The following is a 22,590-nucleotide window of genomic DNA, read 5'->3' as shown; positions in this document are numbered from 1 at the left end:
ATCGGGCGGCCGCCCCGCCGGGCCGAGCCGTTCCCTTCCGGAGTTCCTGCATGCCCGTCCGCACCTCGCCGCTGCTCCTTGTCCTGCTGCCGCTGGCGCTGGCCGTGTCGCCCGCCCTGGCGCAGGAAGCGGAGGCCGCCACGCAGGTTGGCGCGCCAAACGCGCCGGCCGCTGTCGATCCGGCGGACGCCGGGGCGCAGGCCGCTCCCGAAGCACCGGCGCCACAGGCGCAGGAGCCCGAACCCCAGGTCCAGAAGGAACAGGAAGCGCAGGAAGCGCAAGGCCCGCAGGAGGCCCAAGAGGCCCAGGAGGCTCAGGACCCGCAGGAGGCCCAAGACCCGCAGGACCCGCAGGACCCGCAGGAGGCCCAAGACCCGCAGGACCTGCAGGAGCCCGCTCCCGCTCCCGACGCGCAGACACCCGATGAAGGCGTCTCCGGCCCCAGCGACGATCCCGACGCCGTCGAAAGCGCCACCACCCGCGTGCCGCTGGAGGAGATCCGCCGCTACGTGGGCCTGTTCAACGCGATCCGCGGCGGCTACGTCGATCCGGTCGACGACCGCAAGCTGATGGACTCCGCCATCCGCGGGCTGCTGCTCGACCTCGACCCGCACAGCGCCTATCTGGAAAAGAGCGCCGCCGAGGCCTTCAACGAGGGCACCACCGGCGCCTACGACGGCATCGGCGTGGAGGTGATGCAGCTGCCCGACGGCAAGGTTCGGGTGATCGCACCGATCGACGACACCCCCGCGGCCAAGGCCGGCATCCGCGCCGGCGACACCATCGTCTCGGTCGATGGCCGGCCGCTGACGTCATCCGACGCCGAAGGTGGCGGCCCGTTGCGCGGGCCGCCGGGCACCAGCCTGGTGCTGGGCGTGCTGCGCGAAGGCGAACCGCGGCCGCTGGACATCACCGTGCGACGCGAAACCATCCGCGTGGCCAGCGTGCGCGGGCACATGCTCGAGCCGGGCTACGGTTACGTGCGCCTCAGCGCCTTCCAGGTCGAAACCGGCGAGGACTTCTCGCGCACCGTTGCGCGTCTGCGCGACGAGGCTGGTGGCCGCCTCCAGGGGCTGGTGCTCGACCTGCGCAGCAATCCTGGCGGGCTGCTCACCGCGGCCGTGCGCGTGGCCGACGACCTGCTGGAGAAGGGCGGCATCGTCAGCACCCGCGGCCGCATCGACGCCAACGACACCGAGTTCAACGCCACCCCGGGCGACCTGCTGCAGGGCGCGCCGGTGGTGGTGCTGATCGACGTCGGTTCGGCCAGCGCCTCGGAGGTGCTGGCTGGCGCCCTGCACGACAACGGCCGCGCGCGCATCGTCGGCAGCCGCAGCTTCGGCAAGGGCTCGGTGCAGACCCTGCTGCCGCTGGGCAACGGCGACGCGGTCAAGCTCACCACCGCGCGCTACTACACGCCCAGCGGCCGCTCGATCCAGGCCCGCGGCATCGATCCGGACGTCGTGCTTACGCCCGAGAAGACCGATGCGGAAGGCGCCGCGGTGCCGAGGCACACCGAGGCGACCCTGCCCGGCCACCTGCGCGGCGACGAAGAGGAAGGCGCGACCGCCGGTGACGTGCTGCCCGGCGAAGCCCCGATCCAGGCCGCGCTCGCGGAGCTGAAGAAGATGCGGGCCGGTGCAGCCACCGCACCGGCGGCGCCGGCAGCCACGCGCGACTAGACCCGGCCGCTGCGCCAGGGCCCAGCCCGCTGTCACTTCGACGGCAGCGTCCCACTGTCCTGTCGGACGCAAGTTCCACTGTCATTTCGATGGCGAAGTCTCACAAGCAAGTTCTCTCGAACACGAATTTCACTGTCATTTCGACCGCAGGGAGAAATCTCCCGCCGGCGCGTCCGCGGTTCCCGGTCAGCCTTCCGCTGCGAGAGGCATCAGCGCGTGAGGTGGGACACTGCCATCTGCAGGGATTTCTCCCTGCGGTCGAAATGACAGGCTGTGGTGCGCAGGCGTGTTAGCGCTGCAGGCGTGAGGCGTGAGGCGTGAGGCGTGAGGCGGCATGCGCGGCATGCGCGGCGCCACCACCCCGTAGCCGCCAGCGCTCAGCCCGCGGGGCCCGCCAGGCGGAAGCCCAGCAGCACCAGGGCCAGGCCCAGCAGCACGCTGCCGCAGACGTAGCCGCCGGCAACCAGCCAGTCGCCGCGGCGCAGCAACTGCGCGGTTTCCAGCCCGAAGGCGGAGAACGTGGTGAAGCCGCCCAGCACCCCGACCAGCAACAGCAGGCGCAGCTCGGGCGACAGCCAGCCGGGATGGCGCTCGGCCCATCCGGCCAGCAGGCCGGCGGCCAGGCAGCCGAGCAGGTTCACGGCGAAGGTGCCGAGCGGGAATTTCTGTGGCGCGGTCGCCTGCATCGTCCATGTCGCCAGCAGATGGCGCGCGATCGAACCGACAGCGCCGCCCAGGCCAACCAGCGCGATCGCCTGCAGCCCCATCGGCTAGCGCGGCTTCGCAGGCAGCGGGAACGGGGTGACGACCTTCTCGCCCGATTGGGCGTCGCGGATCGCCGACTGGCCCTTCTTCTCCACTTCCTCGACGCGCACGATCGCCTGCATCGGCAGGTGCAGGGCGCGGGTATTGCCGAACTCGTCGCGCAGGCGCTCTTCGGTCGGGTCGACCACCAGCCCGGCGTGCACGTCGAACACCAGGTCGGCGACCTCGACGAAGCCCCACAGCCGGCCGCTGTCCACGCGCCGCGCGTACAGCTCGTAGACCTTGCCGAGGTTGAGGAAGCTGACCTTGTAGAGCGGTTTGGACATGGGATTCGGGGGCGGGAAGCGGGTCAAGGGTGAATAAGCGGTGGGTTGGTGTTTGGAGCGGATCCGACCTGAAGGTGAGGGTGCCTCGGGCACTTGGCAAGTCCATGCCGGCAACGGCCGCCCTCATCCCGACGCCATCAATATCCCTTCAACCGCCGCAGCCGCTTTGCGATGGCGCCGCGCGAGGCGATCGCGAACACGATCCCGAACAGGAAGCCGGCCGCATGCGCCGCCCAGGCGACCGCGCCGAAGGCCGGGCCGATGTAGGCAAACACGATCTGCAGCGCCGCCCAGACCCCGATCAGCAGAGAAGCCGGAGCGCGCACGAACTCCAGAAACAGTCCCAGCGGCACCACCACGCCCAGCCGCGCCTGCGGGAACAGCGCCAGGTAGGCCCCGATCAGGGCCGAGACCGCGCCGCTGGCGCCAATGATCAGGCGGTCGGGCGCGCCGATCACCAGCACCGCGAACAGGTTGGCCAGCGCGCCGCCCACGAAGAACAGCGCCAGGAAGCGCCAGGGGCCCATCACCCGCTCGGCGGGCAGGCCGAAGATCAGCAGGAACACCAGGTTGCCGAGCAGGTGGGCCCAGTCCGCGTGCAGGAACAGCGCGCTGAGCAGGCGCAGCCAGTGGCCGCCGTCCATCCACGGCTGCCAGAGGTCGGCGCCGGCCGGACCCCCGGTCAGCGCCCCCCACTCGAGCATCAGCGCGCGCTGGGAGGCGTCCGAGCGCGAGATCGCCCACACGAAGGCCGCCCACAGGGCCGCAGCCAGCAGCGGCGTGGCCCAGCGCAACTGGGCACGGGTACGGGTGGGGACGGACACGAACATGGGGGCAGATTACCCGCTCGCGCCGCGCCAGGCGCAACGCAGCGTCCCCGTGTCGCGTGCCGGAACGCACATTCACCACACGCTGCAGTACGGTATAGTGCGCGCCGCGTCGTGGGTCCGGGAGGGCGAGTTCCGGGAGGCAAGACGGGCAACACAGCCCGCCAGCACTGCGACGCAGCACATCCCGTCACCGGAGAGACCCCCGCAATGCGCAAGATTCCCCACGTCACCGTCCTGGCACTCGGCATCGCCGGCGCCATGGCCTTCGCTTCCAACGTCCAGGCCGCCGGCTTCCAGCTCAAGGAAAACAGCGTCAAGTCGATGGGCAGCGCCTTCGCCGGCACCGCCGCCAAGACCGGCGACTCCTCGGTGGTGGTCAACAACCCGGCGGTGATGACCCAGTTCGAGGGCAACACCTTCCAGGCCGACCTGACCGCGATCGACCTCAACTACGAGTTCGAAGGCACCGCCACCGACGCCCTGGGCCGCCCGATGACCGGCAGCAACGGCGGCAACGCCGGCGCCGTGACCCCGGTCCCGGCGATGTCCTACATCCGCAAGCTCGACAACGGCGCCGCCGTGGGCGCGATGATCAGCGCACCGTTCGGCCTGAAGACCGAATACGAAGACAACTGGGTGGGCCGCTACTTCGCCCACACCTCCGACATGCGCATCGTCGACCTGACCATGTCGGGCGCGATCGACATCACCGACCGTTTCTCGGTCGGCATCGGCGCGATCGTCTCGCGCGCGGACGTGACCCTGTCCAAGTCGGTCGATTTCGGCGCCGCGCTCGGCGCGCCGCAGGCAGCCGACGGCTTCGTCGAGATCCAGGGCGACGACAACAGCTTCGGCTGGCTGGTCGGTGCGCACTTCCGTCCGACCGACAGCGTCGCCTTCGGCGTGAGCTACCGTTCGGAGATCGACTACGAACTCAATGGCACCGCCCAGTGGGACGTGCCGGGCAACGTGCGTGGTGCGCTTGACGGCAATCCGCTGACCCAGCCGCTGTACCGCACCGGCCCCGGCGGCGCTGCCCTGACCACGCCGTCGGTGCTGACCATCGGCGCCAACTGGCAGGTCAACGATCGCCTCGCGCTGTCGGCCACCTTTGCCGAGACCGGCTGGTCGTCGCTGCAAGAGGTCCGCGTCCAGTTCGACAACCCCGATCCGGACGCGGTCGAGCCCTTCGAGTGGAGCGATTCGACCTTCGCCTCGATCGGCGCCGAGTACAAGCTCAACGACAGCTGGACCCTGCGCGGCGGCATCGCCGACGACCAGACCCCGACCAGCCTCGTGCACCGCACCCCGCGCCTGCCCGACGACGATCGCCGCTGGTACTCGATCGGCGCCACCTGGGCATTCAGCGATGCGCTGGACGTCAACTTCGCGTTCACGCACATCAAGCCGGACGACCCGAAGATCGACGCGACCGTGGCCAACAACGGCGCCCGCATCGTCGGCCCGTTCGACGGCAGCGCCAATCTGTTCGGTGTTTCGGCGCAGTATCGCTTCTGATTTTCCGCGACAAACTGCTGCATGGAAAAGCCCCGCTTCGGCGGGGCTTTTTTTATGGTTCTTCTCCTATTCGAGAGGAAGCTGGAGGCAACAGGGGAGGAAGCGCCACGTCGGGGTTTCGGATCGACGCCGCGCCCTGTCGACCGGGGATCGCTTTTCCCTCGGTCAGGACATCCTGTCCTGACTCGCGCGCAAAACATCCATGTTTTGCTTCCCGCGACCCCCGGTCGCCAGGGCACGACTCACTGCGACTGGAGCTGCGATGCTTCGGTGGGATCTTTTCGAAGCCACGCCAGTGATTGGGCGATGGTCGTCCCGGGGCGGGGGTTGCGGAAAGCAGCGCATGGATGCGCTGCGGCGGCGAGTCAGCCATGGATGGCTGACCGAGCCGAGGAGCAACCCCCGGCCTGGGACGACCCCGGCCGCAGGCCTGATCTAGAGGTTGCAATCCGGCCGAGTCCCCTCGAATGGGAGAAGAACCTTTTTTTGCGGTGTGGCGCGCAGTCAGCCGTGACGGACGTTCGCGCGGCAGTGCCTGGTGAACGCGCCAAGCGTCCGGCCCGCCGAAGCACGGCGGGCGTTCGTAGGCGTACGCAGCCGTGCTCCTTGAACGCGCCAAGCGTCCGGCCCGCTGCAGCGCAGCGGGCGTTCGTAGCTGCGCGCGGCAGTGCCGCGCAAGCGGCAGCTACTCACCCAACGTCAGCAACGAGGCGTTGCCGCCGGCGGCGGTGGTGTTGATGGTCACGGTCTTCTCGGTGGCGAAGCGCGGCAGGTAGTGGGGGCCGCCGGCCTTGGGGCCGGTGCCGGACTGGTTCTGGCCGCCGAAGGGCTGCACGCCGACCACCGCGCCGATCTGGTTGCGGTTGACGTAGACATTGCCCACCTTCGCGCGCTGCACGATGCGCTCTACCGTCTGGTCGATGCGCGAGTGGATGCCCAGGGTCAGGCCGAAGCCGGTTGCGTTGATCGCGTCGACCACCGCGTCGAGCTCGCTGGCCTTCCAGCGGATCACGTGCAGGGCCGGGCCGAAGTTCTCGCGGGTCAGCTGCGAGAGCGAGTCCAGCTCCCAGGCGCGCGGCGCAAAGAAGGTGCCGTGTCCGGTGCCGGCGCCCAGCGGCGCCTCGGCGATCAGGCGCGCCTGGGCCTGCATGCGGCCGGCGTGCTCGTCGAGCTGGCACTTGGCATCGGTGTCGATCACCGGGCCGACGTCGGTCGACAGCAGCGCCGGGTCGCCGACGCTGAGCTCGGCCATCGCGCCGCCGATCATCTCGATCACCTTGTCGGCGATATCGGCCTGCACGAACAGCACGCGTGCGGCCGAGCAGCGCTGGCCGGCCGAGGTGAAGGCCGAGGCCAGCGCGTCCTTGACCAGTTGCTCGGGCAGCGCGGACGAGTCGGCGATCAGCGCGTTCTGGCCGCCGGTTTCCGCGATCAGCACGCCGATCGCGGCATCGCGCGCGGCCATGGCGCGGTTGATCGCGCGCGCGGTGTCGGTCGAGCCGGTGAAGGCCACGCCGGCCACGCGCGGATCGGAGGTCAGCGCCGCGCCCACGGTGGCGCCGTCGCCGGGCACGAACTGCAGCACCTGCGCCGGAATCCCGGCCTCGTGTAGCAATGTCACCGCGTGCCAGCCGACCAGGTTGGTCTGCTCGGCCGGCTTGGCGATCACCGCGTTGCCGGCGGCCAGCGCCGCGGCGACCTGGCCGGCGAAGATCGCCAGCGGGAAGTTCCAGGGGCTGATGCAGACGAACACGCCGCGCCCGCCCAGCTGCAGGGTGTTGGATTCGCCGGTCGGGCCGGGCAGCGCCTCGGGCGTGAACAGCTGACGCGCCTGGGCGGCGTAGTAGCGCAGGAAGTCGACCGCCTCGCGCACCTCGGCCACGCCGTCGGGAATGGTCTTGCCCGCTTCCCTGGTGCACAGCGCGATGTACTGCGGCATGCGCTGCTCGAGCAGGTCGGCCGCGTGTTCCAGGATCGTCGCGCGCGAGGCGGCCGGCGTGGCGTCCCAGCCCGGCTGCGCGGCCACTGCATTGGCCAGCGCGCGCTCGACGGTGGCGGCATCGGCGGCCTGCCACTGGCCCACGCGCTGGCGCCGGTCGGCCGGATTGGTCACCGTGATTTCGGGGCCGGACACCTGCGCGCCCGGCACCAGCGGGCCGGCGCGCCAGTCGGCGGCCGCGGCATCGATCTGCGCGGCCAGGCTGCGCAGCTGGTCGTCGTCGGCGAGGTTCACGCCCATGGAGTTGCTCCTTTCAATGCCGAAGCTGCGATACAGATCGACCGGCAGCGGGATGCGGGGATGCGGGATGACGTCGAAGCCGGACACGACCTCGACCGGATCGCGCACCAGATCGTCGATCGAAACATCTTCGTCGCTGATCCGGTTGACGAAGCTGGAGTTGGCGCCGTTCTCCAGCAGGCGCCGCACCAGGTAGGGCAGCAGGTCCTCGTGCGAGCCCACCGGCGCGTACACGCGGCAGGGCACGTCGAGCCGGTCGGCCGGGATCACCTCGGCGTAGAGGTCGTCGCCCATGCCGTGCAGCTTCTGGAATTCAAAACGATGTGTCGGCACTTCCCCCGCCTGCGGGGGAAGTCGCCCCGAAGGGGCGGATGGGGGCACTTCAGGTCGCGACGCACCCGACACGCCCCCACCCCCAACCCTTCCCCCGCGAGCGGGGGAAGGGAGCAAGGCGGAGGAGGGCAGCGAAGCAGGCAGCAGCGCCTGCGCCATGCGATGGATCGCCGCGATCGTCTGCGCGTTGTGCGTGGCGAACATCGGATAGATCGCGTCGGTGCCCGACAGCAGCCGCGCCGCGGTGGCCAGGTAGCTGACGTCGGTGTTGGGCTTGCGGGTGAACACCGGGTAGCTCGCATGGCCGTCGACCTGTGCGCGCTTGACCTCGCTGTCCCAGTACGCGCCCTTGACCAGCCGCACCGGGATGCGGCGGCCATGGCGACGGGCCAGCGCGGCGACCCAGTCGATCACGAACGGCGCGCGCTTCTGGTAGGCCTGGACCACGATGCCGAAGCCGTCCCAGCCCTCGAGCGAGACGTCGGTCCACGCCGCTTCGATCACGTCCAGCGACAGCTCCAGGCGGTCGGCTTCTTCCGCATCCACGGTCAGGCCGATGTTGTGGCCACGGGCCTGGCGCGCCAGCTGCAGCAGCCGCGGCGCCAGCTCGGCCAGCACGCGCTCACGCTTGGCGTGCTCGTAGCGCGGATGCAGGGCCGAGAGCTTGACCGAGATCGAGGGTGCGGTGATGGCGTCGACGAATGGCCCGGTGCTGCCGATCGCGTCGATCGCGTCGCCATAGGCCTTGAGATAGCGGTCAGCATCGCGCGCGGTCAGCGCCGCCTCGCCCAGCATGTCGAACGAGTAGCGGTAGGCGGCATTGGCGCCCTTGCGCGAGCGCGCCAGCGCCTCGCCGATGCTGCGCCCCATCACGAACTGGTGGCCCATGATCCGCATCGCCTGGCGCACCGCCAGCCGGATCACCGGCTCGCCGACGCGTCCGACCAGGCGCTTGAAGGCGCCGTGCACGTCGCGCTTGGTGTCGTCGGCCAGGTCGACCAGGTGGCCGGTCAGCATCAGTCCCCAGGTCGAGGCGTTGACCAGCACGGAGTCGGAGCGGCCCATATGCCGCTTCCAGTCCGCATCGCCGAGCTTGTCGCGGATCAGGCGGTCGGCGGTGTCCTCGTCTGGAATGCGCAGCAGTGCCTCGGCCACGCACATCAGCAGCACGCCTTCCTCGCTGCCCAGATCGTACTGCCGCATGAAGGCCTCGATCGCGCCCTGGTCGGTGGCGCGCTTGCGCACCCGCTGCACCAGGTCGGTGGCGGTGGCGCGCACCGCGGCGCGATCGGCCTCGCTCCAGCCGGCAGCGGGCTGGCGGGCGACGGCGAGCATGCCGCCAACGTGGCTGGCCTCGTCGAGCGCCCAGGCGGCGGTGATCGCGGCGCGCAGCGCCGGAACATCGGCGGCGGCCGGGGAGGCGGAGGGGACAGGCGGTGTATTCATCGGCAGGGCCAAGGCAGGGCGCCGCGGCCCGGGAGCGGGCACGATGCGCGGGAAGAACGCCATTCTCGCCCCGTCATGCCGGCGCGGATTGAACGTTTCCCGCGGCCCACGCGCCTGCGCCGGCACAAACCTGCGCAAATCGGCGCGTGAGGGCGTGGACCGCCCCGGCTGGGGCCGGCAAGGCGGTGCGGGGACGTCGAACCACCCTGCGCGGGCGGCCCCGCGACATGCACGCGCGCAGGCGGGGACGCAGGGCACGACGTGGCGCGGGCTGCGGCGCGATGTCGCGTGAAGCCGACGATGATCCGGGGTCCGCGCCGCCGCGCGGTCGGCCGTCGGCGCCCCGAGGCCGGGCCATTTTCCGCACATCTGCGCACGGTCGGCTTGCCCCTCTAGCGCTGCGGCCGCTACCATTCGGCAGTTATCGCGCGTTCGCACAGGCGGATGCGCGTCGTTGCAACGCGGTATCGCGTGGCGCGCCCGTCCGGATACGAGGCCGACCGCGGCGATTCATTACCAGTTCGCTGGCGGCCGGGAGGCCGCGATCGATGACATTTGGGGTCCAGGCATGAGGCAGGCGCGTTTTTCGCGGTGGGGATTGGCAGTTCTGGCGTCGTTGCCGCTTGCGGCGATGGCGGCGGACCCGAAGCGCTGGCAGCTGAACATGGGTCGCGGCGTGACCGCGTCGGCGCAAAACGCCTACGAGGCGCACATGCTGGCGTTCTGGGTCTGCCTGGCCATCGGCGCCGTGGTGTTCATCGCCATGGGCTACGCGATGTTCAAGTTCCGCCATTCCAAGGGCGCGGTGCCGGACACCAGCTTTACCCACAGCACCAAGCTCGAAGTCCTGTGGACCGTGATCCCGGTGATCCTGCTGGTGATCATGGCCGTACCGGCCACCGCCAAGCTGATCGCGATGTACGACACCCGCGAGTCGGAGATGACCGTCAAGGTCACCGGCGTCCAGTGGCTGTGGAAGTACGAGTACCTGGGCGAGGATGTGGAGATCACCAGTCGCCTCGATCGCGAGAGCGACCGCCTGCGCCAGAACCGCAACACCACCCGCGCCGAGCTCGACGCGCATCCGGCCTACCTGCTGGACGTCGACAACCCGCTCGTCGTCCCGGTCGACACCAAGATCCGCTTCGTGATCACCGCCGACGACGTGATCCACTCCTGGTGGGTGCCGGCGCTGGGTTGGAAGCAGGACGCCATCCCCGGGATCATCAACGAGGCCTGGACCGAAATCTTCGAGCCAGGCATCTACCGCGGCCAGTGCGCCGAGCTGTGCGGCAAGGACCATGGCTTCATGCCGATCGTGGTCAAGGCCGTGCCGAAGGAAGAGTTCGCGCAGTGGCTGGCCGCGCAGAAGGCCGCGGGCCAGGCCCCGGCCGAACCCTCGCAGGTGCCCGAGGGCGGCGACGGCACCGCGCCGCGCTCGGTCGATCCCGACATGGTCGATGACGTGCAGCAGGGCGAAGAGCCCGCCGCCCCGCAGGCGCCCGCCGCCGCTCCCGCCGACGCCGCCAGCGCCGGCTGATCGAATACCGAAGGCAAGACCGCCCTATGTCCACGCACACGATCCCCGCCGCCGCGCCCCACGGGCACGTCGACCACGACGACCACGGCCACAAGCAGTCCTTCGTCGACCGCTGGTTCTTCTCCACGAACCACAAGGACATCGGCACGCTCTACCTGCTGTTCTCCTTCACGATGTTCATCATCGGCGCGGCGATGAGCGTGGTGATCCGCGCCGAGCTGGCGGTGCCGGGCCTGCAGCACGTCAGCCCGCACTTCTTCAACCAGATGACGTCGATGCACGCGCTGGTGATGATCTTCGGCGGCGTGATGCCGGCCTTCGTCGGCCTGGCCAACTGGATGATCCCGCTGCAGATCGGCGCGCCGGACATGGCGCTGCCGCGGCTGAACAACTGGTCGTTCTGGATCCTGCCGTTCGCCTTCGCGATGCTGCTGATGACCCTGTTCCTGCCCGGCGGCGGTCCGGCGGGCGGCTGGACGCTGTATCCGCCGCTGTCGCTGCAGGGCGGCCACAACGTGGCGTTCACCATCTTCGCCATCCACATGATGGGCATCAGCTCGATCATGGGCGCGATCAACGTGATCGCCACCATCCTCAACATGCGCGCCCCCGGGATCGACCTGCTGAAGATGCCGATCTTCTGCTGGACCTGGCTGATCACCGCGTTCCTGCTGATCGCGGTGATGCCGGTGCTGGCCGGCGCGGTGACGATGCTGCTGACCGACAAGTTCTTCGCCACCTCGTTCTTCAACGCGGCCGGCGGCGGCGACCCGGTGATGTACCAGCACATCTTCTGGTTCTTCGGGCATCCCGAGGTCTACATCATGATCCTGCCGGCGTTCGGCATCGTCAGCGAGATCATCCCGACCTTCAGCCGCAAGCCGCTGTTCGGCTACCAGGCGATGGTCTACGCCACCGCCGCGATCGCGTTCCTGTCGTTCATCGTGTGGGCGCACCACATGTTCACGGTGGGCATGCCGCTGGGCGGCGAAATCTACTTCATGTTCGCGACCATGCTGATCGCGATCCCGACCGGGGTGAAGATCTTCAACTGGGCGTCGACGATGTGGCGCGGCTCGATCAGCTTCGAGACCCCGATGCTGTGGTCGATCGCGTTCGTGGTCCTGTTCTCCATCGGCGGCTTCTCCGGCCTGATGCTGGCGATCGTGCCTGCCGACTTCCAGTACCACGACACCTACTTCGTGGTCGCGCACTTCCACTACGTGCTGGTGACCGGCGCGCTGTTCGGCATCATCGCCGCGGCCTACTACTGGTGGCCGAAGTGGAGCGGGCGCATGTACAACGAAGCCTGGGGCAAGTTCCACTTCTGGTGGACGATGGTGTTCGTCAACCTGCTGTTCTTCCCGCAGCACTTCCTGGGCCTGGCCGGCATGCCGCGCCGCATCCCGGACTACAACGTGGTGTTCGCGGACTGGAACCTGGTCAGCTCGATCGGCGCATTCGGCATGTTCGTCACGCCGTTCCTGATGTTCGGCATCCTGTTCCACTCGCTGAAGAAGGGCGCGATTGCCCCGGCGCGCCCGTGGGAGTCGGCGCGCGGCCTGGAGTGGACGGTGCCCTCGCCGGCCCCGCACCACACCTTCGCCACGCCGCCGGTGATCCGCGACGGCGACCTGGCGCACGGCGACATCAGCCATTGAGATGCTGGTGATGAACGGCCCCGAACGACCCACCGATGAAGCCGCGCGCCGCCGCCGCGTCGTGCGCACGGCGCTGCTGTTTGGCGCCATCGCGTTCGCGATCTACGCCGCCTTCATCGCCTCGGGAGTGATCGGACGATGAGCGCGCCGCGCGGCAACGTGTCCAACAAGGGCATCCTCAAGCTGCTGGGGATCTCGCTGGGCGCATTCGCCTTCACCTTTTCGCTGGTGCCGCTGTACCGCCTCGCCTGCGAGAAGGTGTTCGGCATCCGCCTGGACAACAGCGCCGCCGACGCTTCGGCGATCACCTCGGCGGTGCCGGTCGACCGCTGGGTAACGGTCGAGTTCGACGGCTCGGTCAACTCGAAGCTGCCCTGGGGCTTCCGCCCGAACGCCGCGCGCATGCGCGTGCGCGTGGGCGAGCAGTACGAGGCCACCTACGCCGCCCACAACGCCAGCCAGAGCGCCGTCGTCGGCAGCGCGACGCCGTCGGTGGCGCCGGCGCGGGCGTCGGGCTACTTCAGCAAGACCGAGTGCTTCTGCTTCACCGCGCAGACCCTGCAGGCGGGCGAGACGCGCGACCTGCCGGTGCGCTTCATCATCGACCCGGCGCTGCCGCGCGACGTCCACACGATCACCCTGTCCTACACCTTCTTCAAGAACGATGTGCTCACCGACCGCCTTGCGGCCGCGCCATCGTCCACCGTGCCGCATTCGGCACCCTGACCCACCGCTATCCGGACTTTTCGCCATGGCCCAGGCCCCCGCTGACACCACAGCCGATCACGGCAGCGACCCGATCGCGTACTTCGTGCCGCACCACAGCAAGTGGCCGCTGTTCGCCTCGATGGCGCTGTTCCTGACCATGATCGGACTGGCCAGCTGGTTCAGCGAGATCAGCGGGGGCCGCGCGGTGTTCTTCGTAGGCGTGTCCAGCCTGGCCTTCATCCTGTTCAAGTGGTTCGCCGACGTGATCCTCGAATCGGTGTCGGGCTACTACAACAAGCAGGTCGACGTTTCGTTCCGGCTGGGGATGGTGTGGTTCATCTTCTCGGAAGTGATGTTCTTCGCCGCCTTCTTCGGCGCGCTGTTCTATGCCCGCCAGTTCGCGCTGCCGTGGCTGGGCGGCTCCGGCCAGGGCGTGGCGACCAACTACCTGCTGTGGGAAGGCTTCAGCTCGGCCTGGCCGAGCAGCGGCCCGGCCGGCGTGGGCGGACAGTTCCAGACCATCCCGGCCTGGGGCCTGCCGCTGCTCAACACGCTGATCCTGCTGACCTCCGGCGTCACCGTGACCATTGCCCACCACGCCCTGCGTGCCGGGCAGCGGACCAAGCTGCTGGTGTTCCTGGGCCTGACCGTGCTGCTGGGCTGCCTGTTCCTGTTCTTCCAGATCGAGGAATACGTCCACGCCTACCGCGATCTCAACCTGACGATGGGTTCGGGCATCTACGGCTCGACCTTCTTCATGCTTACCGGCTTCCACGGCGCCCACGTCACCCTGGGCACGATCATGCTGGCGATCATGTGGCTGCGCTGCGCCAAGGGCCACTTCAGCAAGGAAAACCACTTCGCCTTCGAAGCGGTGGCCTGGTACTGGCACTTCGTCGACGTGGTGTGGCTGGGCCTGTTCCTGTTCATCTACGTGCTTTGACGACAGGCTGCGCAATGACCAGCCTGCGGCTGTCATGAGGCGTATCGGGATCGGGAATTCGGCAAGGCACTCACCACCGGATCCGACAGGGCAGGGCGCCGGCATGCCGGCGCTTTCCGCTTTTTCGAACCGCGCAAACCTGCCGGCCGGGCGCGCCCGCCGTCCGGGATCTTCAGGAGTTCGGATTCCGTCCCACGCCGTGGAACTCGATCCAGCCCATGTAGTTGGCCAGCACCACCAGCAGGATCAGCGCGATCGACAGCGCGATGCGCTTGGTCAGCGCGTTGACGGTGCGCTTGCTCTGGCCCTTGTCGGTCAGCATGTAGTACAGCCCGGCGCCGAGGTTCCACAGGATCAGGGCCAGGAAGCCGACCACCACCAGGATCTTGAGCGAATCGTTCATTGCCGTGTTCCACGGCGCAACGCGCGCCGGTCGCCGCCATTATCGCAGGCCCTGTCGTGGCGCGAGTGAGCGCAAGCTACACGCGGCTGCTGGGCTGGACGCTGGCGCTGCTGGTGATGGCGCTGTTCGCCGCGCTGGGGCGCTGGCAGCTGGGGCGCATGGACCAGAAGCAGGCGATGCTCGACCAGGTGGCGGCGACGCTCGAGCAGCGCCAGCCGCTGCCGCTGGCCGCCGCCGCCGATCCCGCCCGTGCGCGCGATTTCGACTGGGCCCAGGGCGAAGGCAGTTTCCTCGCCGCGCCCGCCGTCCTGCTCGACAACCAGCAGCGTGAGGGACGTCCGGGCGTGCGCGTCTACCGCGCCTTCGCGCCCACCGGCGGCGCCCCGCTGCTGGTCGAACTGGGCTGGCTGCCGCTGCCCGGTGACCGCGCGATGCCGCAGCCCGAGCCGATCGAGGGCCGGCAGCGCATCCGCGGCCTGCTGGCACCGCCGCCATCGGCTGGCCTGGCCAAGGGCCTGTCCGCGGCCACCGCTGCTGGCGACGTGCTGGCGGTGCGCCTGGACGCGCCCGGCCTGCCCGCCCTGCTGGGCCTGGATGCCTTGCCGCCGCGCGTACTCAAGCTCGATCCCGACCTCCCGCTCGGCCATGCGCGCGACCTCGACGTGCTGCCCAACACCCTGCCGCCGCGGAAGCACCTGGGCTACGCCGTGCAGTGGTTCGGGCTGGCCGTGGCCGTGCTTGTCACCGCCCTTGTCCTGACCTTCCGGTTCCGCCGATGAATGCTCCCGTTTCCCCGCAGCAGCGCGGCCGCAACCGCGGCATGCTGATCCTGGTGGTGGTCCTGTTCCTGGGCAGCGCGATCGTTGCCGGCGCGCTGCGCTTCTCGGGCTGGCGTCCGCACGGCATGAAGAACCACGGCGAACTGCTCGACCCGCCGGGCGACCTGCGCCAGGTCGTGCCCGCCCTGCGCGAAGGCGGCGACTATGTGTGGAACCCGACCGAGCGCACCTGGCGCATCGCGCTTGCGCCGGCCGCCGGCTGTGCCAGCGAGTGCGTGCAGCTCTCGCAGCAGCTGGACACGGTGTGGCAGCTGTTCACCCATCGCGCCGACCACGTGCACATCCTCTGGATCGGCACGCCGCCGGCCGGCGTGCAGCGCAACGCGGCCTGGCACGAGCTCGCGCCCGCACCCGCCCTGCTCGACGCGCTGCCGCGCCACCAGGATCCCGCGGGCACCCCCGTCTACGTGATCGACCCGAACGGCTTCGTGATCCTGCGCTACGCTCCCGGCTTCGATCCGGGCCACCTGCGCGCGGACGTGGCTCGCCTGCTCAAGCTGCGATGAAGCCTCCTGCCTCCACTCCTTCGCGTCCGCAGGTCCACCGGCACTTCCACCGGATCGCCTGGCTCGCCGTCGCGCTCACGCTTGGCGTGATCGTGTTCGGTGCCTTCGTGCGCCTGTCCGATGCGGGCCTGAGTTGCCCGGACTGGCCGACCTGCTATGGCCGCGCCGCCTGGCCGCAGGCCGCGCAGGACGTGAGCGACCACGCCGCCAGCGCGATCCGCCCGTTCGAGACCCACAAGGCCTGGCGCGAGCAGGTCCACCGCCACCTGGCCGCCACGCTGGGCGTGCTGGTGCTGGCCCTTGCGCTGCTGGCCGTGCGCCGCCGCCGACACGGCCTGGCGCTGGTGCTGGGTGCATCGCTGCTGGTGGCCGCGGCGATCCCGCTCTACATGCAGGGCCACATCGTGCCTGCGCTGGCCGTGGCCGCGCTGGGCGAAGGCCTGCTGCTGGTCGCCGCGCTGCGCTGGTCGAACGTGGACATGGCGCGCGTCGGTGCGCTCACCCTGGCGGTGGTGATCTTCCAGGCGCTGCTGGGCAAATGGACGGTGACCATGCTGCTCAAGCCGGTCATCGTGATGGGCCACCTGCTTGGCGGCATGCTCACCTTCTCGCTGCTGACCTGGATGGCGTGGCGCGCCACCCACCTGCCGGTCGTGCTGGTCGATGCCACAGTGCTGCGGCGCTGGCTGCTGGCCGCGATCGCAGTGCTGGGCGTGCAGATCGCGCTCGGCGGCTGGGTGAGCGCCAACTACGCCGCGCTGGCCTGCGGCGCCGGTGGCTGGACCACGGAGCAGCACCACTACCTGGACTTCCCGCGCTGCGTCGGCCAGTGGTGGCCGCCGTCGGATTTCAGCGAAGGCTTCGTGCTGTGGCGCGGCGTCGGCGCCGACTACGAGGGCGGCGTGCTCGACGGTGCCTCGCGCATCGCCATCCAGATGGCGCACCGCCTGTTCGCGGTGGTGGCCGCGGCTACGTTGCTGCTGCTGTCGTGGCGGACGATGCGTACGCCGGGCTTGCGCGCCTGGGCGCTGGTACTCGCGCTGCTGACGATCGCGCAGGTGCTGCTGGGCGTGCTCAACGTCAAGCTGTCGCTGCCGCTGCCGGTGGCGGTGCTGCACAACGGCGGCGCGGCGCTGCTGCTGTTCCTGCTGGTGTCCCTGCTCGCGCGCCTGCGGCGTCCGGGCTAGGCTCCACGGCATGAGCACACCGATGCATCCACACGCCACGCGGGCCATCGCCCGCACCCGCCCGGAACCACGATGAGCCGCGCGCGTTCGATCTACCGCGAGTACTGGGCGCTGACCAAGCCGCGCGTGGTCGCACTGATCGTGTTCACCGCGCTGGTGGGCATGTTCCTGGCCGTGCCCGGGCTGCCGCCGCTGCGCGAAAGCGTGTTCGGCCTGCTCGGCATCTGGCTGGCGGCGGCATCCGCCGCCGCGATCAACCACCTGATCGACCAGCGCATCGACAAGGTGATGGTGCGCACCGCCGACCGCCCGCTCGCCACCGGCGCGCTCACTCCATCGCAGGTGCTGGTGTTCGCGGTATGCCTGGGCGCGCTGTCGATGACGCTCCTGATCGCGCTGGTCAATCCGCTCACCGCCGCGCTCACCTTCGCCTCGCTGATCGGCTACGCCGTCGTCTACACCGGCTTCCTCAAGCGCGCCACGCCGCAGAACATCGTGATCGGCGGCATCGCCGGCGCCGCGCCGCCGCTGCTGGGCTGGGCCGCGGTGACCAACATGCAGGGCCAGTGGGACTGGGCGCACGCGCTGCTGCTGGTGCTGATCATCTTCGTGTGGACGCCGCCGCACTTCTGGGCGCTGGCGATCTTCCGCCGCGACGACTACGCGCGCGCGCTGGTGCCGATGCTGCCGGTCACCCACGGCGTGGAATACACGCGCTGGCAGATCCTGCTCTACACCGTGCTGCTGTGCGTGGTGACCGTGCTGCCGGTGGCGATCGGCATGAGCGGCCTGTTCTACCTCGGCGGCGCGGTGGTGCTGGGCCTGGCCTTCCTCTGGTATGCCTGGCGCCTGCTCGACCCGCCGGACGAACTGTTCGCGATGAAGGTCTTCAACTATTCGGTGGTCTACCTGATGGCGCTGTTCGCCTTCCTGCTGGTCGACCACTGGCTGCTGCCGTGGCTGGACCCGGCACCGCTGCAGGCGTTCGACCTGCAGCGGGTGGGTTGACCGCCGGCACCCATCGCCGCCCAAAACCGCTCCCGCAGAAGATCACGATGCGCTTGCCGTTGTAGGAGCGGCTTCAGCCGCGATGGACGAAGCGACGATGCGCGTCAGGGGCCCCGCCTCCGCCCCACCGCATCACGCGGGCCGCGCGCGCTCCGCCACCTCGTCCAGCGTTTCCGGCGTAATCCGCCAGCGCTCCGCATCCTCGTACACGAAGTCAGCATGCAGGCGACCACCCGCGCGCTGCAGCTGCACCACGCACACCGTCCATGGCGCCTGGCCTTCCAGCTGCGTCGCCTCGCGCAGTTCATCCAGTCGCGCGCCGATCGTGTCGGCCTCGGTCTTCGGCGTCGCCGCTACCGGCGCGTGCCCGTCGCGATAGCCGAATCCGCTGAGCCTGCGCGCGCCATCGGCGTAGTCGGCAATCAACGCGTAGCCGTCCAGGTCATGTCCGGCGGTGGCAATGTCGCGCAGCAGCAGCTCGCCGATGCCACGCACCAGCGTGTCGCGATCGGGGCGGTTCAAGAGCGCATTCCGATCATGTCGTCCATGTCGCTGCGCGCGATGCGGTCGAACACCTGGCCGGCCTCGTTGTCGAAGACGATGAGCTGCGGATCATAGACCGCCTTCCCGCTGGCCGGATCGATCACCGCGTAATCCACGCGCACCTGGTCCGGCCGCGCGCTGTCACTCTTGCCCGCCTCCAGCCGCATCTCCACGTGCACCTCCATGCCCGTGGCCAGCCAGTCCGACCACTCCTGCTCCATGCCCGCGAACACGCGCTGGTTGAAGTGGCTTTCCTGCGGGAACATGTTCACCGGCCCGTGCCCGTTGGCGAAGCGGTAGGCGACCATGTGGCCGACGTCGTCACCGCTGCCCTTCATCTCGTTGTCGCTGCGGAAGCGGCTCTGCGCATTGGCTTCGATGCGGTCCGAATCGCGCCCGCCGCTGCCCGGTTCCCAAGTCAGCACCGCGTCCGCCGATGCCGGGCGGCCCGCGTCGTCGAGTGTCCACACCACCTCGTTGGACTCGCCGCTGCCGGTCTCGGTCACCACGCCTGTGATCGTGCCACCCTGCACGTCCTCGCCGATGCGCACCGTCTGCGCGGGCGGCGTGCCGTCGAGCAGCATGCGGCTGTAGGCGGCGCGATCCATGCCCGCGGCATCGTCGAGCAGCGCGGTGTGGCGGATGAAATCCTCGCGTTCGGCCGGGTACGAGGCCGGCCCGCCATCGCGCGGTGCATCGAACAGCCGGTGGGCGCCGGTCATCACCCGCAGCTCGCCGTCGGCGGTCATCTCCAGCGACAGGCGCAGGTCCTCGATCGAGGCCAGTCCGTTGGCCGCGGCCAGCGCGCGAAAGCTTGCCTCCATCGGCGTGCCCGCGTAGTCGCGGCCATGCACCTCGATGCGCGTGCGCGGCGGGATCGTGGCCGGGTCGAAGGGATTGAGCGCGCGCATCCCGGCCGGAGTGGCGTCCTCGTTGCGCATCGTCGCCTCGAAGCGCACCGGCACCATCTGCGCCTCGGCGCCCGGCGCGGAGACAAACATCTCCCCCGAAGCTGACCACGTGGTGCTCCCCTGGCCCTCGCGTTCGTCCTGGATGCGCACCGAGCCGCGGTCCAGCGCGAACTCCACGTCCGCCGGGTCTGCCGACAGCAGCGCCTCATCGAAGCGCACATCTGCCGGATCGACCGGGCGCGGCCCGAGGATCGGCCCCTGCAAACCCGGCGGTGGCAGCGACGGCGGAAACCGGAACGTCTCGAACGACATGGCGGGTCGGATGCATGCGGCGCCGTATGGCACCTTCCGACGATGAGGCTACGCGGCCGCGCGGCGCCACGACATTGGGGAAAACCCGTGGTCGGCCCTGCACCCGCAACCTGTAGGAGCGGCTTCAGCCGCGACCACCGCCAGATCCATCCGAATCCGTCCTTCCATGCGCATCCGCCGACCCCTACGGCAAAGAAAACTTCCGCATCGGCCGCGCCGGCCAGATCGACGTGAACTGCGCGCCGCCCACCAGCCGGAACGCCGCCGAGACACCATGCTGGATGCCCAGGCCCTCCAGCACATCCCTGACGCGGCGGAACGAGTGGCGCGGATCAGCCGTCATCATGAACAGGTTGATCTCCTTCGGACTGACGTCATACCCGTCCAGCTCCACCGACTCGCCCAGCGCCGCCCTCAGTTGGTTCTCGATCGTCGCCAGGAAATCCTCGCTCTCCAGCGACTTGCGCCAGAACTTGACCACGAGTTGATAGTCCATCGCTGCACCTCCTGCCGGTCCCATCCAGGTGGCGGACAAGCATACGGGGATGCGCGCGACGCGGTCGTGGGGCTGCGTTGCCGATGGTGCCGCCTTGTTTATCCGAGCCGAAGTCGAAGTGCGGTGGCTCCCTGACCTGGGGCCTAACCCGACGCCGCAGGTCGCGCCGCGTGTCGGCCTCATATCTCACCCTCCGCCTGCGGGGGAGGGCCGGGGTGGGGCGACCGGCGGCGCGGTCTTCCGGAGGCGTCGCTTGCGTCGAGCGCCCCCATCCCAGCCTTCCCCCGCAGGCGGGGGAAGGAGCCAAAGCACCGCCGGGAACGAGCCAATGCCGCAGCAGGGCAAGACGCCAAAAGCTGCAAGAGAGACGTCGCCGATCGCAGCATCGGCAGGATCCATGGGCCGGCTGCTCGCGGCCCGCGCCCTGCGCTGCTACCTCTGCCCTGCGTCGCTGGCGTTGCTGCCCACCAGCAGAACCGGCGTGCCGTCCGCGTCGAACATCTCGGCCACCAGCACGCGATCTCCGTCGACCCAGGTCCGGCCCTGTGTCCTGCCGCTGCGCGGGCCGAAGCGCTCGTCGGCGCTCCAGTCCCGCAGTGCGGCGGCGTAATGGGCTTCGACGCTGGACCAGTCGGCGCCGTCGAGCAGGTAGGACTGCACGTTGAAGCCGCGGAACGCGGCGCCGTAGCGCGCGTACATGTCGGCGACCATCAGGTCGGTGCGCACCTCGTGCGAGCCGGTGGCGGGCAACGGGCGGGCGCTTGCGGGCGTGGCGGGCATGGTGACGTGACTCCGTGAGCAACCGGCCGCGACGAGGGCGGTTGCCAGCAGGCAGGCGATTGCCGCGGCCCGGGCAAGGCGGAAGACGTGTGCGCTCATGGGCTCAGCATACGCGCGCGCGCGGCGCCACGTGGTGGTGGCGACGGCGCAGCGCGAATCACCAGGCAGGCGCGGATCACTCGAAGCGGTTGGCGTTGACCACGCGCAGCAGGGCGGTGTCGTACGGGGTCTCGGCGCGTTCGCCCTCGAAGGGCTGGCCGTTGGCGTCGCGCGGATAGGCCAGCGAGGTCAGCGTGTCGCGCAGCGCCGAGGCTTCGTTCTTGTAGTTGTCGGCGGCCTGGGTCACGGCCAGGTCGGTGAGCGTGGACACGCCGCTGGCGGCCACGCCGGTGGCGGGATTGATCGCGCCCATCGCGCCGACCACGCCTTTGAACACGTTGGCCACGAGGTTGGCCTGGTCGGTGCGGTTGTCGGTGACCTGGTTGATCGAGGCCTCGACGCCGCCCATGAAGTAGCCGAGCGTCTGCGCGTTGCGGTAGTTGCCGCTGCTGTCGGTGGCCTGGAAACGCGTGGCCGGATCCTCGCCCAGGTCGTTGCCGCGCTGCAGCTTGGCGATGAATTCGCCGACCTGCTCCTGGCCGGATTCGCCGCCGTTCTCCAGTTGCTCGGTGAGATAGCTGGTCAGGCCCTTGCCGTCGCGATAGCTGGTCTCCAGGCCACGCACGATGCCGGTGGTGTCGCTGTCGAGCAGGGTGGTCAGCGCTTCGGTGATCGCGGCGGCGGGCGCGTCGTCGCCGCCCATGGGGTTGATGGTCTTGTCGCGGATCTCGCCGATCTGCTGCGAGCCGATCTCGAACACGCGCGCCTTCAGCGCCGGGTCGTCGACCGCGGCGGCGCCGCTGATGATGGCGGCGGTGACCGATGGATTGACGCTGGTCGAGGCACTGTAGGCACTGGCGATGTAGGTGCGGCCCAGGCCGACCTCCATCACGTCGCGCAGCTGCGAATCGGTGAGCGTCTCCAGCGCCTGCGACAGCGCCTCCGGGTCGCTCGACAGGCTGGCCAGCACGTTGCCGACCACCGCGGTCTCGGCATTGCCCCAGCGCCCCTGCGATGCGGAATAGTCGGCGTGGATGCTGCCGGCCATGGCTTCGACGAAGACGACCTTGGCCTCCGGCGAGGCGTGATCGGCGACCGCCGCGCCCAGCGCGTCGCGCCCGCCCGGGCTGCCGTCGAAGGCCTCGACCAGGCGCGTGATCTGTTCGCCATCCAGGCCCTCGGCCAGCTGGTTGAACAGGTCCTGCCGCTCCTGCGCGCTGAGCGAGCCGTTGAGGCCGTCGATTTCCTGCGTCCAGTTCTTCAGATCGTCGTCGCTGAGCTCGCTGATCAGCCCGTTGCGCTCGTCGGGCGACAGGTCGGCGACCGCCTTGCTGATGTCGGTGAGGTCGCCATGGGTCACGTCCCAGTCAAAGATGCCCTGGTCGAGTCGATCCTTGACGGTATCGACCGCGCTGCTGATGTCGCTCATGGGGCACCTTCGGGAGGAAGTGGGGGCTGCCGGCAGGCTAGCGCCGCGGGTGCCGCCGGCAACATCCGTGCCGACCCCAGCTGGGG

Annotated in this window: 21 protein-coding genes; 11 read left to right on the top strand and 10 right to left on the bottom strand. The window is 69.6% G+C overall.

Annotated elements, in window-relative coordinates; all coding sequences use genetic code 11:
• The first annotated feature begins 50 nt into the window (after positions 1-50).
• On the top strand, positions 51-1,682 hold the full coding sequence (locus ACW5DW_RS11580) for a S41 family peptidase (RefSeq protein WP_457019024.1): 1,632 nt from the start codon (positions 51-53) through the stop codon (positions 1,680-1,682).
• 377 nt (positions 1,683-2,059) lie between these two features.
• Here ACW5DW_RS11580 and crcB read toward each other — a convergent pair whose 3' ends face one another.
• The 3 genes from crcB to ACW5DW_RS11565 form a co-directional block, all read right to left on the bottom strand.
• Positions 2,060-2,449, bottom strand: a complete 390-nt coding sequence (gene crcB / locus ACW5DW_RS11575) for a fluoride efflux transporter CrcB (protein WP_457019023.1) — start codon at positions 2,447-2,449, stop codon at positions 2,060-2,062.
• A gap of 3 nt (positions 2,450-2,452) precedes the next feature.
• Positions 2,453-2,773, bottom strand: coding sequence for a DUF1820 family protein (locus tag ACW5DW_RS11570; RefSeq protein ID WP_457019022.1), 321 nt, complete (start codon positions 2,771-2,773; stop codon positions 2,453-2,455).
• A gap of 137 nt (positions 2,774-2,910) precedes the next feature.
• Positions 2,911-3,603, bottom strand: coding sequence for a rhomboid family intramembrane serine protease (locus ACW5DW_RS11565; RefSeq protein ID WP_457019021.1), 693 nt, complete (start codon positions 3,601-3,603; stop codon positions 2,911-2,913).
• A gap of 207 nt (positions 3,604-3,810) precedes the next feature.
• Between ACW5DW_RS11565 and ACW5DW_RS11560 the strand changes: the two genes are divergently transcribed.
• Positions 3,811-5,121 carry an OmpP1/FadL family transporter gene (locus ACW5DW_RS11560; protein ID WP_457019020.1) on the top strand — a complete coding sequence of 437 codons (1,311 nt, stop codon included), beginning with the start codon at positions 3,811-3,813 and terminating at the stop codon, positions 5,119-5,121.
• Between the two features lie 685 nt (positions 5,122-5,806).
• Here the strand turns inward: ACW5DW_RS11560 and putA are convergent.
• Entirely contained in the window at positions 5,807-9,139 is a 3,333-nt protein-coding gene (putA, locus tag ACW5DW_RS11555; protein WP_457019019.1) for a bifunctional proline dehydrogenase/L-glutamate gamma-semialdehyde dehydrogenase PutA, read from the bottom strand.
• Between the two features lie 568 nt (positions 9,140-9,707).
• On the opposite strand from putA, the gene coxB reads away from it, so the two are divergent.
• Genes coxB through ACW5DW_RS11530 form a run of 5 tightly spaced genes read left to right on the top strand, consistent with a single transcriptional unit; the run spans position 9,708 to position 13,991 of the window.
• Complete coding sequence (coxB, locus tag ACW5DW_RS11550; protein ID WP_457019018.1) at positions 9,708-10,679, top strand: cytochrome c oxidase subunit II; 972 nt, start codon at positions 9,708-9,710, stop codon at positions 10,677-10,679.
• Between the two features lie 26 nt (positions 10,680-10,705).
• Complete coding sequence (ctaD, locus tag ACW5DW_RS11545) at positions 10,706-12,340, top strand: cytochrome c oxidase subunit I (protein ID WP_457019017.1); 1,635 nt, start codon at positions 10,706-10,708, stop codon at positions 12,338-12,340.
• 1 nt (position 12,341) lies between these two features.
• Complete coding sequence (locus ACW5DW_RS11540) at positions 12,342-12,482, top strand: hypothetical protein (RefSeq protein ID WP_457019276.1); 141 nt, start codon at positions 12,342-12,344, stop codon at positions 12,480-12,482.
• The gene (locus tag ACW5DW_RS11535) at positions 12,479-13,066 is read left to right on the top strand and encodes a cytochrome c oxidase assembly protein (protein ID WP_457019016.1); all 588 of its coding nucleotides are present in this window, start codon (positions 12,479-12,481) and stop codon (positions 13,064-13,066) included. The genes ACW5DW_RS11540 and ACW5DW_RS11535 overlap by 4 nt, the downstream gene beginning before the upstream one ends.
• 25 nt (positions 13,067-13,091) lie before the next feature.
• A complete protein-coding gene (locus ACW5DW_RS11530; protein WP_457019014.1) occupies positions 13,092-13,991 on the top strand; it encodes a cytochrome c oxidase subunit 3 in 900 nt (299 codons plus the stop codon).
• 172 nt (positions 13,992-14,163) lie between these two features.
• On the opposite strand, the gene ACW5DW_RS11525 is transcribed toward ACW5DW_RS11530, so the two are convergent.
• Positions 14,164-14,394, bottom strand: a complete 231-nt coding sequence (locus tag ACW5DW_RS11525; protein ID WP_457019013.1) for a twin transmembrane helix small protein — start codon at positions 14,392-14,394, stop codon at positions 14,164-14,166.
• A 65-nt stretch (positions 14,395-14,459) separates the two neighbouring features.
• Between ACW5DW_RS11525 and ACW5DW_RS11520 the strand changes: the two genes are divergently transcribed.
• From ACW5DW_RS11520 to cyoE, 4 genes are all read left to right on the top strand, one after another.
• Positions 14,460-15,173: an SURF1 family protein gene (locus ACW5DW_RS11520; protein ID WP_457019012.1), complete on the top strand. Its 714-nt coding sequence runs from the start codon at positions 14,460-14,462 to the stop codon at positions 15,171-15,173.
• Positions 15,170-15,739, top strand: coding sequence for a hypothetical protein (locus tag ACW5DW_RS11515; protein ID WP_457019011.1), 570 nt, complete (start codon positions 15,170-15,172; stop codon positions 15,737-15,739). Before ACW5DW_RS11520 ends, ACW5DW_RS11515 begins: the two co-directional genes overlap by 4 nt.
• On the top strand, positions 15,736-16,926 hold the full coding sequence (locus ACW5DW_RS11510; RefSeq protein WP_457019010.1) for a COX15/CtaA family protein: 1,191 nt from the start codon (positions 15,736-15,738) through the stop codon (positions 16,924-16,926). The genes ACW5DW_RS11515 and ACW5DW_RS11510 overlap by 4 nt, the downstream gene beginning before the upstream one ends.
• Positions 16,927-16,998: 72 nt before the next feature.
• Positions 16,999-17,934, top strand: coding sequence for a heme o synthase (gene cyoE / locus ACW5DW_RS11505; RefSeq protein ID WP_457019009.1), 936 nt, complete (start codon positions 16,999-17,001; stop codon positions 17,932-17,934).
• A 132-nt stretch (positions 17,935-18,066) separates the two neighbouring features.
• On the opposite strand, the gene ACW5DW_RS11500 is transcribed toward cyoE, so the two are convergent.
• From ACW5DW_RS11500 to ACW5DW_RS11480, 5 genes are all read right to left on the bottom strand, one after another.
• On the bottom strand, positions 18,067-18,456 hold the full coding sequence (locus tag ACW5DW_RS11500; protein WP_457019007.1) for a hypothetical protein: 390 nt from the start codon (positions 18,454-18,456) through the stop codon (positions 18,067-18,069).
• Entirely contained in the window at positions 18,453-19,700 is a 1,248-nt protein-coding gene (locus tag ACW5DW_RS11495) for a DNA/RNA non-specific endonuclease (RefSeq protein ID WP_457019006.1), read from the bottom strand. The genes ACW5DW_RS11500 and ACW5DW_RS11495 overlap by 4 nt, the downstream gene beginning before the upstream one ends.
• 184 nt (positions 19,701-19,884) lie before the next feature.
• Positions 19,885-20,196: a hypothetical protein gene (locus tag ACW5DW_RS11490; protein ID WP_457019005.1), complete on the bottom strand. Its 312-nt coding sequence runs from the start codon at positions 20,194-20,196 to the stop codon at positions 19,885-19,887.
• A 432-nt stretch (positions 20,197-20,628) separates the two neighbouring features.
• Positions 20,629-21,075 (bottom strand): hypothetical protein, encoded by a 447-nt coding sequence (locus tag ACW5DW_RS11485; RefSeq protein ID WP_457019004.1) that lies wholly within the window; start codon positions 21,073-21,075, stop codon positions 20,629-20,631.
• Positions 21,076-21,151: 76 nt separating this feature from the next.
• Entirely contained in the window at positions 21,152-22,504 is a 1,353-nt protein-coding gene (locus ACW5DW_RS11480) for a hypothetical protein (protein ID WP_457019003.1), read from the bottom strand.
• Positions 22,505-22,590: the final 86 nt, after the last annotated feature.

This window comes from Luteimonas sp. A482, from assembly GCF_054072655.1.
This window is presented reverse-complemented; position numbering and strand designations above follow the sequence as displayed.